The organism is Cellulophaga sp. HaHaR_3_176 (assembly GCF_019021925.1).
Lineage (GTDB): Bacteria > Bacteroidota > Bacteroidia > Flavobacteriales > Flavobacteriaceae > Cellulophaga.
In genome coordinates, this window is record NZ_CP058990.1 from 3,438,915 (window position 1) to 3,451,642 (window position 12,728).

Annotated in this window: 9 protein-coding genes; 4 read left to right on the forward strand and 5 right to left on the reverse strand. The window is 30.6% G+C overall.

What is annotated here, in order from left to right; translation table 11 throughout:
* Nucleotides 1–110 precede the first annotated feature (110 nt).
* The 4 genes from H0I23_RS15120 to H0I23_RS15135 are packed head-to-tail and all read right to left on the reverse strand — an operon-like array spanning nt 111 to nt 6,788.
* Nucleotides 111–611: a hypothetical protein gene (locus tag H0I23_RS15120; protein ID WP_216784120.1), complete on the reverse strand. Its 501-nt coding sequence runs from the start codon at nt 609–611 to the stop codon at nt 111–113.
* 6 nt (nt 612–617) lie between these two features.
* Complete coding sequence (locus H0I23_RS15125) at nt 618–2,111, reverse strand: AAA family ATPase (protein WP_216784121.1); 1,494 nt, start codon at nt 2,109–2,111, stop codon at nt 618–620.
* A gap of 33 nt (nt 2,112–2,144) precedes the next feature.
* Complete coding sequence (locus H0I23_RS15130) at nt 2,145–5,663, reverse strand: TraB/GumN family protein (RefSeq protein ID WP_254073619.1); 3,519 nt, start codon at nt 5,661–5,663, stop codon at nt 2,145–2,147.
* A gap of 54 nt (nt 5,664–5,717) precedes the next feature.
* On the reverse strand, nt 5,718–6,788 hold the full coding sequence (locus H0I23_RS15135; RefSeq protein ID WP_216784122.1) for a mechanosensitive ion channel family protein: 1,071 nt from the start codon (nt 6,786–6,788) through the stop codon (nt 5,718–5,720).
* A 175-nt stretch (nt 6,789–6,963) separates the two neighbouring features.
* On the opposite strand from H0I23_RS15135, the gene hemH reads away from it, so the two are divergent.
* Both hemH and H0I23_RS15145 read left to right on the forward strand, forming a co-directional pair.
* Nucleotides 6,964–7,995, forward strand: a complete 1,032-nt coding sequence (hemH, locus tag H0I23_RS15140; RefSeq protein WP_216784123.1) for a ferrochelatase — start codon at nt 6,964–6,966, stop codon at nt 7,993–7,995.
* Nucleotides 7,995–9,371, forward strand: a complete 1,377-nt coding sequence (locus H0I23_RS15145; RefSeq protein ID WP_216784124.1) for an MATE family efflux transporter — start codon at nt 7,995–7,997, stop codon at nt 9,369–9,371. The genes hemH and H0I23_RS15145 overlap by 1 nt, the downstream gene beginning before the upstream one ends.
* A 3-nt stretch (nt 9,372–9,374) precedes the next feature.
* Here H0I23_RS15145 and H0I23_RS15150 read toward each other — a convergent pair whose 3' ends face one another.
* Entirely contained in the window at nt 9,375–10,193 is an 819-nt protein-coding gene (locus H0I23_RS15150; protein WP_216784125.1) for an EcsC family protein, read from the reverse strand.
* Nucleotides 10,194–10,378: 185 nt separating this feature from the next.
* Between H0I23_RS15150 and H0I23_RS15155 the strand changes: the two genes are divergently transcribed.
* Together H0I23_RS15155 and H0I23_RS15160 are read left to right on the forward strand one after the other, a co-directional pair.
* Nucleotides 10,379–10,930, forward strand: coding sequence for a CopD family protein (locus tag H0I23_RS15155; protein WP_216784126.1), 552 nt, complete (start codon nt 10,379–10,381; stop codon nt 10,928–10,930).
* 121 nt (nt 10,931–11,051) lie between these two features.
* Nucleotides 11,052–12,461 carry an ATP-binding protein gene (locus tag H0I23_RS15160; protein WP_216784127.1) on the forward strand — a complete coding sequence of 470 codons (1,410 nt, stop codon included), beginning with the start codon at nt 11,052–11,054 and terminating at the stop codon, nt 12,459–12,461.
* The last annotated feature ends 267 nt before the right edge of the window (nt 12,462–12,728 follow it).

Here is a 12,728-nt window from a genome sequence, read left to right on the forward strand (position 1 = left end):
TAAATTTAGTTAATTTTAACGATTATATCCTGTATGTTTTCTTTTTATCGATATGTAACATACTTAATTATATGTATATAATATTCAGTATTTGTTACAATGACTGTTTTTTATTTTACAAATTTTGCCCATGCTACTCTAAGTATAACCAGAATTACACCAAAAACTAATAGTAATTGAGTAAAGCCTCCTAAGATTAATACACCAAAATGAGACCTTTGTAAAATAAATAGAATAAAAAAAGCAATGCTTATCATTACCATTAAGCTAGACAGTTTTGTAAAGCCGGGCAATCTAGACATTTTCACTTTTTTATTTAAAATGATTATTACAGAAACCATTGCTATTATTGGCAAAAAGTAAGTTACAAGACTTAACTCTAGTATGTTTTGTCTTAAAAAAAGTATGTTGTAAAGCAATAAAAAGAACGCTAATAAACCAGGTATACAAACCCCATATACTATAGCAGACATAATATATTTTATAGAATTTACATTTTTAGGTTTAAGTATTAAGTTGCAAATTACAGCTAAAATTAAAGCTATAGCAAAGTAATAGAGCACATAAGTGCGGTTTGTGTTAAACCAAAGTATTAAATCTTGGATACTCATAAATTTTTAATTTTCTTGGTCTTCAAAAACGCAAATTTCTTTTACTGTTTTTAATATTTCAGGAATATCTTCTTCGGTAATCGTAATTAAAATTTCTTCAGTAATGTTTGTAATAGAAACAACTCTATTGGCTTGTCTTTCAATTATTTTCTCAAAAAGGTTTCGCATTGTTCTTGCATTACCAAAACCTTTATGGCGTTTATCATAAACTCTAGTTATAATTTCAAAAAGCTTTTCTTGTGCATCATCTGTTAAGGTAAAATCTGATTTTTCAGAAATTAATTTAAAGATGTCTAATAAAGCTTCTGGTTTATAGTGATTGAAATTAAGATATCTATTAAACCTAGATTGTAAACCAGGGTTCGATTCTATAAAAATCTCCATCTCATCAGGATATCCCGCAACTACCACCACTAGCTTTTCTCTTAAATCTTCCATCCTTTTTAAGATGATTTCAATGGCTTCAGACCCAAAATCATTTAATCCGCCAGAAGAAAGCGAATATGCTTCATCAATAAATAAAACACCATCAGTAGCGGCAGTTATAATTTCGTCTGCCTTAATAGCTGTTTGGCCTACATAACCTGCAACCATACCAGATCTATCAGTTTCTACCAAATGTCCTCTTTTTAAATAGCCTAAGTGTTTAAATATTCGACCGAGCATTCGAGCAACTGTAGTTTTTCCTGTCCCCGGAGGACCCATGAAAACAAAATGAAGCGAGGTCTGGTTTGTTTTTAAACCTTTTTCTTCTCTTAATTTTTGAACCTTTAAAAAATTGATAAGATCGTTTACATTGCTTTTTATATCTTCTAAACCAATCAATTCGTTTAATTCCTGTAAAACTTTTTCTAGAGTATCATTTTGTGGAACTTCATTGTAAATGGAGTTCTCAATACTAATTTTAGGATTGTTTATTTTTTCTGAAATAGATTTAAGTGTTTCTTCTTCATTTAATGCAACAACGCCATCAGCTTGAGCCATTAAAAGAGCAATTCTATTTAAAAAAGATGCAATTGCCTCAAATTCATTACTATTTATTTTTGATAAGATTAATGTTGAAAGATATTCTGGTTTAAGCTCGTTTTTAGGTTGAAAAAAAGAAAGCTCTTGAATTAAGTCAACGTTTTTATCAAACTGATTTGATAAAGGTATTTTAGTTAGTTTTTCTATATCAAAAGTTTTAGAAAGGTCTTTGCCTTGCAATTTTTCATATAAATAGATAAGGATAAACTTTACCTTGGCTGGTATTCTTGATTTAGAATTGTGCAGTAAAGCAAAGGTGTTGTAAACCTTAACAAGGTCTTTCAGTAATAAATGTTCAAACTTATACCGTGTTGTTTTATATTCAGAATCGGTAATTGTTTTTATAGCAGACTTAAACTTGTCATCATTATTTAATGATAAACAAATGCTCAAAGCTTTGTTGCCCTCTTTTCTTAATAAGTCAATAAAGGCAGAGGTTATTTTTTGGTCGTTATGGTTGTTGTTTATACTCATGTATAATTTTCTGATGTGAGTTATAAATATAGTTTAATAGTCATAATAATTATAAAAATCGACTTGGTTTGGTCTGTAAATTTCAGCACGGGGTCTATCTTTTAAAATAAACTCTTCTATAACTAAATTTAAAGCTTCTTCATCTGTTTCAGTATCTTCTATTCTAATACCTGAATTTTGATATAAAGGTTTGTCTTTTAAACCACCTTCAGACAGGTAAACAGCAAGATACATTGAAAAATTTTTATCATAATCATCATTTTTCCTGTATTTGAAAGCATAAGCTGTATAGTCTTTGTTTTCAAATTTGATATTTCTTTCAGTTATAAAAAGAATAGAATCAATATTTTTTTTATAATTTTTATTGCTAAAAAGTTGTGCTTCGGCAAGTAATTTTTGCGTCTTATATTCAGGCGGAAAAAAATTGAGCTTATCTACTTTTTTAAGCTTTGTAAAAAGTAAATTTCTACTATTTATATTTTTTGCTAAACTCGTTATCTCTTTAGTTTTCGGTTTACTAGTGGTACCGGCTAGTAAAGCTATTTTTGTAGTTTGTAAATCTGCATTTTTTATTAAATCTAACCTGTCAAAAAATAATTGTACTTCTTTTTCTTTTATAAATGGGTGTAATAATTGAATGTAATCTTCTAATACAGATGTTTGTTTAAAGGGGATAAAGTCGTTATAATATGAGTTTTCTTCATAGTAATTAGTTGTTTTGCCAAGTTCTCTTTTTAATTGAATTTTGGCATCGTTCAACATCTGTTTTCTATATTTTTTATAAGTCTTAGCCTTAATGTAGTCTTTAGATTTGAGTTTGGCTAAAAGAGAGAATATGGGAGATTTATACTCTTCAATAGTACTAAAGTCTAATATTTCAGGATATAGTTTTTTTGCAAGAGGAAGACTGTCAACATAGGGTTTGAAAATTTTATAAATCTCATAATTGCTAGAAACCAAAGGCAAATCTTTAGACATAAGGTTTAGTAACTCGACAACAGACTCTTGAGTTTTTTTGTTAGAAACTGCTTGTAGAATTTTAGTTTGTGATGACGAGTTGTTATATGATTCTTGATAAAAATCAGAATAGAAATTAGTAGTTTTAGAATCATCAATCATTGCTAAACGTTGAATCAAGTATGATTGTATGTTTTTTTGATTCTCTTTAAACTGAAATTCAGAAACATAGAACTTTAAAGAATCAATGTCTTTTTTCTTAAAATTGATGAGTTGATATCCATTTAATATAATTGAATCATTATTTCGTAGTGCTTTAAAAAAAATTGAGGTCTTATCTTTTAATATGTTTTTCCCGATAATTGTATCAGTGGGTTTAAAATTATCAAAAAATTCAGAAACAAATTTACTTGGCTTTTTAATGGTATCTATAACAGCTTTAATTTCGTAAAGTAAACCGCCTTTCGATATATTTTTAATTAAAATTCCTCGTGTACTTGCTGTATCAGTTAGAGTTAGTACTAACTCATTATTTCCATCATTAGAAACTTGTTTTGTTTCATTGCTGATGATATATTTTTTATTTACATAAAGCATTTTTCTCAAGGTCCATACAGAGTCTATATCTGTGAACATTAAAAGATCATGCGATTTGTTTACTTGTACGGCAATAGCTTCATTATTTTTATTCTGATAGATAGTTTTTTTGCTAAAAGCATTATAATCTTTTATCTCCTTTTTATTATAGCCATTACTGTTTACAACAAATTTTGGAGGTTTAACAGGTGATACTGTAGTAAAAAACAAAGCGGTATCTTTTACCTTTTTAAACTCTTCGGTATAAATAGGTTTTTTTACTTTAAAAGAATCGAAATAACGTTTAGAATCTTCTGTGTTACTAGTCACTATTCCTAGTAAATAATAATTTTCGCCATCAATTTCAGTAAATAAATGTAATTTTTTATTAGTTAAACTATCTATTGTAGCTGAAGATGATAAGCTATTTGTTTTAAACGAATTATATTTTTCTTTAAGTTTTAAATCTTGATAAAATCTTTTTTGTATTTGCTTTAATTCGAATGTGTCTTTTTCTATAAAATCATAATCATGTAGAGTAATTTTCTTTAAAAACCGATAAGTATTATTTATAGAATCAAAGCCTTGGATTAATCTTGTTCCGTTCCTGTTTGTGTTTGTAAATGTGTAGTTTGAAGGCATTTCTACCGAAAAATCCTTGTAGACAGAAGAAACAATTTTAGGCTTATTTTCTAATTTTTTAAAACGTATACTATTAAAAACAGTATCAGAAAATTGTTTTACATATGTGCCATTACCACCCATTTTAAAAATTATAATTTCTAACGGAGTGATGAATATTTGATAACGTTGGGACTCACCATTTTTCAAAATATTCTTAATATCTAAACCCTTATATCCATTTCTTTCAATTTTATTTTTTTCTACTATTTTACCAGGTATGTTTTCAAATAACAAGTTGTCTATATCATCAATCGTATATGGCTGCCCTTTTCTTAAATATGAAAATGTAGGTATTCTATTAGCTGTAAAAAAGCTACCATTAGCCAAGTCTGGCGATATGTAAAATGTATTAGAAAACTCGGCAACTGGGTATAATTTATTTGGTAATAGTAGTGAAAAAGTATTATCATCTACGGATTGTATTTGATAGCTATTATCTTTAATTTTTTCTTCAAATTGTTCTTTAAGTTTAATCCCTTTTTTAGAGGCTTTAGACTGTAAAGCTTTAACGGTGTATCCTTTTTGTCTTAATAAAGATATTACACCTTTTTTGCCAGGCAAGTGTGCTGCTCCGATACCTGTAAAAACTTTAGATTTTTGAATTATAGAATCTAACATGGTAACCATGTTTTTGTTACGTACATATAGCATATTTTTTAAATAATGCTCTGTATACATACCTTGATCGATAGAATCTAACAGGTTTATATTTCGTTCTCTGTATGCGTCTTGTAAAAGTTGAAGAGCACCTTGTTGTTGCATTTTTTTCTGCAACCATTCAGCAGGCTTTTCTTTTGTGCTATTAAAACTAGCTCTACCTACAAGCGTTGTAGATTCTTCTAAGTCTTCTAAAGCAACTATGGGTTTTAGATATTTAGAACCCGCTTGATAAATAAACATATCTAAATAGGTGTCTTCTTCAAAATTTTGAGAATATTCATCTGTACGGTACAGAATATTATTAATCATCTGATCTTCTAAACCTAAATACGCTGCAATTTCCTCTTTTTTAGGGTTAGACATGGTAAAAGGCCGTGTGTAAAAGCCTGTTGTTATAAAGCTTTCGCCATAACCAAAACCCATATTATCTTCATTATCTAGCCATGTATTAGGATCTGATTCTAGTGCGACAACCTCGCTTTTGTTTAAAGCTTCATAAAAAACATCATCTAACCGAAAAGCTATTTTTTTACTAACATGCATTGTCCCGTATAAATACGAGGTTTTAGAAAGCCCATTGCCTGATATTTCCCAAAGCAAACTATTCTGTTCTTGAGCGTTTATTTGTCCAAAAAACAATAAAAAAATAAATGTGATTAATAATCGAATTGGCATATTTTGGTCAAATAGTATTTTTTATGCATAAATAACTAATAATACTAACGTTAGTTATTCTGTTGTATTTTTAAGGGCATCTAAATTTTTAATATTTACCCGTGTTCGAGCAATACTTTCAGGGTAATTTTCTTGTAAAAATGTAATTAATTTTTCTCTTACATGCACTCTTAAATCCCATGCAGTGGGCGAGTCTACGGCGCTAACTAAAGCTCTAATTTCAACACTATTTGGTTGAGAGTTTGTTACTTGTAAATTGTTAACTTCTCCATCCCATAAATCGCAATCTTCTAAAATTTTTGTTAGTTCTTTTCTTATTTCATCAAATGGAACATTGTAATCTGTGTATAAAAAAACAGTTCCTAATATATCAGAAGATGTTTTCGTCCAGTTCTGAAAAGGTTTTTCAATAAAATAAGTAGTAGGTAAAATTAGGCGTCTTTTATCCCAAATATTAACAACAACATACGTAAGTGTAATTTCTTCAATTTTTCCCCATTCACCTTCAACCACAACAACATCATCAATTTTTATTGGTTGTGATATGGCAATTTGTATTCCTGCGAGTATACTACCAATCATTTTTTGAGCAGATAGACCAAGAATTATACCTGCAACACCTGCGGATGCAAATATACTTACACCAATTTCACGGATGCTTTCAAAACTCATTAAGCTAATACCAGTAGCTAAAATAATAATGATGAAAATCACGATTCTTTCTAAAATATTAAATTGTGTGTAGACTTTACGAGCACGTAAGTTGTTGGCTGCTGTTACATCATAATTAGCGATAACTTTTCTTTTAATAATTTTTAAAATTGAAATTAAAAGCCATGTAATTGCAATTATAATAATGATTGTGCTTGTTTTTTTTAATGCATACGATAATTCATTAATACCTAAATTTGTATGTATCAATTTAACACGAGTCAAAATTCCAATAAGCAACAAAAAAACCGGCCTACTAACATCTTTAACGCCTTGTTTATCTATTATGTAATCAGATTTTTTTCCATATCTACGAAGAATCTGAACAGTAATAAATTGAAGTATTAATACAATTACAATTCCGACTGCTAAATACAGTAATGCGCTAGGGTTCATTGTTAAGTTTTTTAGCATTATTTCCGTTTTAATCTATTAATTATGCAACTTAATAAAAAGTGTTTATTCTACTGTTAATTGCTTGTGAAAATTGAATATAACTATAGTGTTATAAATAAACTAATTAATAGAATTAAGGTTTATAAATTGTCATGTATTATTTTTGCAGCAGATAAAGGAAATTCGATAAGCTATGAAAGGAGTTTTACTAGTTAATTTAGGGTCACCAGAAAGCCCTACAGCAAAAGACGTTAAGCCATATTTAGATGAGTTTTTAATGGATGAGCGTGTTATTGATGTAAATAAAGTTTTAAGAAACATTATTGTTCGAGGAATTATATTACAAACACGACCAAAAAAATCAGCAGAAGCGTATTCTAAAATTTGGTGGAAAGAAGGTTCTCCTTTAGTAGTTATCTCTGAAAGATTTACTGAAAAAGTCCGTAAACATACTAAAATGCCTGTGGCATTAGGTATGCGTTATGGTAAAATGACTATTAAAAATGCTTTGCAAGAATTAAAAGATAAAGGTGTTGATGAAGTTCTTTTAGTGCCTTTATACCCTCATTACGCAATGTCTTCTTTTGAAACTGTAGTTGTAAAAGCTATGGAAGTAAAAGATGAATTTTTTCCAAACATTAAAATAACCACACTACCTGCGTTTTATAAAAATCCAGCGTACGTAAAAGTTTTATCAGAGAGTATAGCAGATGGTTTAAAAGGTTTTGATTACGATCATATTCTTTTTTCTTATCACGGAATTCCTGAAAGACATATTAAAAAATCAGATCCAACAAAATTTCACTGTAAAATAGATGGTAGTTGTTGCAAAACAAACTCTGTTGCTCATAATACGTGTTACCGTCACCAATGTTATGATATGACTGAAAGTGTTAAAGCATATTTAAACTTGCCAGAAGATAAGGTAAGCATGTCATTCCAATCTAGATTACCAAACGACCCTTGGCTTAAGCCTTATACTGATTTTGAGTTTGAACGTTTTCCGAAAGAAGGAAAGAAAAAACTAGTCGTTATTACTCCTGCATTTGTTGCTGATTGTTTAGAAACTTTGGAAGAAATTGCAATGGAAGGTAAAGAGCAGTTTCAAGAAGCAGGAGGAGGAGATTATAAGCATATTCCTTGTTTAAACGATAGCGATGATTGGGTAGAAGTAATGTCAAAATGGGTTAATGATTGGGAAGAAAACGGTAAGCTTCCCGCATAATGCCGAGTGTATCTGCTAATCAATTAGGGTCAGAGTCAATAGGTAAATTACTTGTTAAACAAGCCGTACCAGCATCTATTGGTATTTTGGTGATGTCTCTTAATGTATTAGTAGATTCTATTTTTGTAGGTAATTGGATTGGTTCTATAGCGATAGCAGCAATTAATGTAGTGTTACCTGTTTCATTTTTTATTGCAGCGCTTGGTATGTCTGTGGGTATTGGTGGGGCTAGTATTATTTCTAGAGCTTTAGGAGGTAATAATAAAGAAAAGGCTTTAAAAACATTTGGGAATCAAATAGCATTAACACTTTTTATAACCATCGGTATGGTTATCTTAGGGTTAAGCTATGTTGATGCTATTATTCCAGCGTTTGGCGGTAAAGGCCGCATATTTGAGCCAGCAAAAATCTATTATACTATTGTTTTGTATGGAGTTCCTTTTTTGGCACTTTGTATGATGGGGAATACGGTTATTAGAGCAGAGGGAAAGCCTAAATTTGCTATGATTGCTATGATTATTCCATCTATAGGAAACTTAGTGATGGATTATGTTTTCATTTACATTTTTGATTGGGGAATGGCTGGTGCCGCTTGGGCTACAACTATTGGGTATCTACTCTGTTTTTCTTATGTTTTTTACTTCTTCGTTTCAAAAAATTCTGAACTTAAAATAGGGTGGCATCACTTAAAATTTGATTTTCCAGTTCTAAAAGAAATTAGTTCTTTAGGCTTTGTAACCTTGGCAAGGCAAGCTACAACAAGTGTTGTGTATTTATTAATGAATAATATACTGTTCGGTTTAGGAGGAGAAGCTATGGTGGCAGTTTACGCTATCATTGGTCGTATGTTAATGTTTGCACTCTTTCCTGTGTTTGGTGTTACACAAGGCTTTTTACCTATTGCGGGGTTCAATTATGGTGCAAAAAAATACCAAAGGGTACGAGAAAGTATTATTACAGCAATTAAATATGCCGCGATTATGGCAACCGTTGTCTTTATTGGTTTAATGTTGTTTCCAGGAGAAATTGCATCATTGTTTTTGAGTTCTAAAGAAGGTATTCCAGCAAGTGAATTAGCTGTTAATGCTTATGTTTTAAAGCACACACCAACGGCAATGCGTTTAGTTTTTGCAGCAACTCCTATAATTGCATTACAATTAATTGGCGCAGCATATTTTCAAGCTATAGGAAAAGCGGTTCCTGCTCTTTTATTAACATTAACAAGGCAAGGTTTCTTTTTTATACCGTTAATTATAATTCTACCTAAGTATTTTGGCGAATTAGGGGTTTGGTTGGCGTTTCCTATTGCAGATGTATTAGCTACAATTATAACAGGGTATTACCTTAGAAAAGAAATGAAACGAGAATTAAGCTAATACTTAGTGTATTGTAATTTGCTCATAAGATTTTCTAATAAGTTCTTCTCCGTAGTTGCGTTCTAATTTTCTAATAGCAAAATGAGCGTGAGCCATTCGCTGAAAATGATGAATGAATGCTAAGTTTATAGCACCACCACCTGCCGCACCTAGTATAGGAATGGCTTGTGCAACAAATTTTTCAGATACTTGTACACTAAACCGCGAGGCAATAGCTCCTAAAATTTGTAGAAACGGGTTAGAACTTCCTTTTAACATGCCGGCAGCTAATTTTCCAGCACCAGTTGTGGCTCCTTTAACGGTAGAATTTAGTGTGATTCTTGTAGCATAATAACCAGTTTCGAGGTTGTCATCATGTTTACTTTTTCCACCCAAGGCAAAAACTTGTAAACAGGCAAGTTGTGTGTCCAATGCAGTAAGGTCTTCGCCTTCGCTACGAGCAATATCCATAATAGAACGCATCATAAACTTTGTAGCTACAGCTAAATCAGCTGAGAAAGCAATGACACCAAAAGTACCTCCTAAAATTCCAGAGGAAGTAACCAATGCTTTGTATGTATTGTTTAAGGGAGTTGTAACTAGTTTATTGGTTTTCATTGATAGTAAATTGGTTTTTACTACTTTTTGCAATACATTATAACTCACTTCTTGTAGCCATTTTTGTTGCTTTTGTGGTAACAACTCTACTTTATTCTGAATAATATTTCCAACACTATTTAATCCCTTCATAGCCCAACCAATTTCTTCCATTTGCTGTTTAGCGTTGGTTAAAATCTTTAAATCACTTTCGGTTAATTTTGCAGTTGATATGAGTTTTGACATAAATTCAATAATTTGTTAATGTAGCATATAGGTAGTGAAAATTACACAATTGTTACATCTTTTAAGAGGTTTACTAGTTAAAAACGAATTGATTGCTGAAATAAAAACACAATTAAGTACTTTTGATATACTGATAAGGGGTAATTTAATCAGCTAAAACTTAATTATTTATTTGTAGAGGAATAATGACAGAATTATACGGTTATATAAAAGCATTGCATTTAATTTTTGTAATCACATGGTTTGCTGGACTTTTTTACGTTCCTAGGCTGTTTATTAACCAAATAGAGGCCTCATTAAGACCTTCTCCAGAAAAGGAAATCTTAACAAAAGAATTTAAGTTAATGACCAAAAGGTTGTGGTATATTATTACTTGGCCATCTGCAATTTTAGCAGTATTGTTTGCTGTTTGGTTACTGGTATTGTTTCCTAATTGGTTGCAACAATCTTGGATGCATGTAAAACTAGGGTTTGTGCTATTACTTATTTTTTATCATATTAAAAATCATCAAATCTTCAAACAATTGCAACGAGATGAAATTAAATACACCTCTAAATTTATGCGTATTTGGAATGAAGGCGCGACTATTATTTTGTTTGCAGTTGTGTTTTTGGTCGTTTTAAAAAGTGCTTTTAGTTGGGTTTACGGAGTAGTAGGTATAATACTACTTGGTATATTGTTAATGTTAGGTATTAAGCTTTATAAGAAAATAAGAGATAAAAACCCTGATGCTTAATAGTGCTTCTATTATTTTTAATGGGTCAAAAAATATTTTGGTTCAATTATTGTTATATTTAAAAATCAAATTATAATTATTGTTCAATAAAGTTTCTCTTAGGTCTCGAATATTTTTTGCTATGATTTTGCTGGTGCTGTTAGCGTCGGTATTAATAGCAGGAGTTACTATTTACCAATATGGAGAACAAGCGAAAGATTATCACGAAGATCGTTTAGAGCGTAAAGAGGAGCAAATAAAAGAAAATATTAGGTATACGTTACAAAGGACGACCTATGTTGCTACTACAGAAAATTTGCATCTAATTTTTAAAGATGAAATTTATCAAATAGCAGATGTGCTAAATGTAAATTTCAATATCTATAATTTAGAAGGAGGATTAATTAAAAGCTCTAGGCCAAAATTTGGCAACGATTCTATCTCAATGTGCTTAACTCCCATTGTTTTAAATAATTTAGAAAGGAGTGTAGACTCTAGATATTTAGAAGAAAAAGCAACTGCTGGTGATAAGTATCAAGCATCATATACCTATATTACAGATAATAGATTTAAACCAATTGGTATATTAAATTTACCTTATTTTGAAGATAACTCATTTAACAATAAAGAGTTGAAGGAGTTTTTACTTCGTTTAGGTGGTGTGTATATATTTATGTTGTTAATAGCTATTTGGTTGGCTTATTTTATATCAAAATACATAACAAGATCACTGCAAACAATTTCTGATAAAATGAATACTACATTTTTGACGAAACAAAATCAAAAAATCATTGTAGGTAACCCATCAGAAGAGATAGGGAAGCTTATAAATGCATATAACGCAATGATTGACGAGTTAGAGATAAGTGCTGTTAAATTAGCTAAAAGCGAACGAGAGCAGGCTTGGCGAGAAATGGCAAAGCAAGTGGCGCATGAAATTAAAAATCCGCTTACGCCAATGCGTTTAACCGTGCAGAGCTTTGAACGTAAATTTGATCCTGAAGATCCTGAGGTTAAAAATAAATTAAAAGAATATTCAAAAACATTAATCCAGCAAATAGATACCATGAGTAGTATTGCGGGTGCATTTTCTAATTTTGCCGAAATGCCTGCGCAGCAAAATGAAACTCTTAATGTGGTGAAAATTGTGAAGCTAGGCTTAGATATATTTAATGAAAATTATATTCATTTTATTGCCGATGAAGAAGAAATTATCGCAAAACTAGACCGTACACAATTAATTAGAGTGCTTACTAATTTGGTTAAAAATGCAATCCAAGCAGTGCCGGAAGTGGAATTTCCAAGAATATTGGTAACCGTATCTTCAGAAGGTAATTATGTAAAAATTGCGGTAGCAGATAATGGAATTGGAATTGAAGATGAGTTTAAGGAAAAAATATTTGAACCAAAATTTACGACTAAATCAAGCGGAATGGGTCTTGGTTTAGGGATGGTTAAAACAATTGTTGAAACCTATAATGGGTCTATTGATCTTACCTCGCAACCCGGCAAAGGAACCGTTTTTACAGTGAAGTTTCCTAGAGTGGTGTAATTTATACCTAAGTATATATGAAGCTGCTTAATTTTTCTATTCACTATAAAATATAAATTAATGAGCAGTTTTTGGAAAGCAGCACCCGAAGAAAAGGTCATCCGCCACAATATAGAGTATCATCAAGTAAAGGAAGAGCAAATTAAACCAGGAAAAAGATTAAATATACAAGAGGCAAATGACCTATTTTTTGTTAGGAATGTATCGGTAAGCTTAACCCATTTTTGGACATCTATACATATGGTGTTATTATTTTTAACTTTTTTT

Coding starts and splice junctions, on each gene's coding strand:
- H0I23_RS15120 (WP_216784120.1), bottom strand. CDS start 611: ATGAGTATCCAAGATTTAATACTTTGGTTTAACACAAACCGCACTTAT.
- H0I23_RS15125 (WP_216784121.1), bottom strand. CDS start 2,111: ATGAGTATAAACAACAACCATAACGACCAAAAAATAACCTCTGCCTTT.
- H0I23_RS15130 (WP_254073619.1), bottom strand. CDS start 5,663: ATGCCAATTCGATTATTAATCACATTTATTTTTTTATTGTTTTTTGGA.
- H0I23_RS15135 (WP_216784122.1), bottom strand. CDS start 6,788: ATGCTAAAAAACTTAACAATGAACCCTAGCGCATTACTGTATTTAGCA.
- hemH (WP_216784123.1), top strand. CDS start 6,964: ATGAAAGGAGTTTTACTAGTTAATTTAGGGTCACCAGAAAGCCCTACA.
- H0I23_RS15145 (WP_216784124.1), top strand. CDS start 7,995: ATGCCGAGTGTATCTGCTAATCAATTAGGGTCAGAGTCAATAGGTAAA.
- H0I23_RS15150 (WP_216784125.1), bottom strand. CDS start 10,193: ATGTCAAAACTCATATCAACTGCAAAATTAACCGAAAGTGATTTAAAG.
- H0I23_RS15155 (WP_216784126.1), top strand. CDS start 10,379: ATGACAGAATTATACGGTTATATAAAAGCATTGCATTTAATTTTTGTA.
- H0I23_RS15160 (WP_216784127.1), top strand. CDS start 11,052: ATGATTTTGCTGGTGCTGTTAGCGTCGGTATTAATAGCAGGAGTTACT.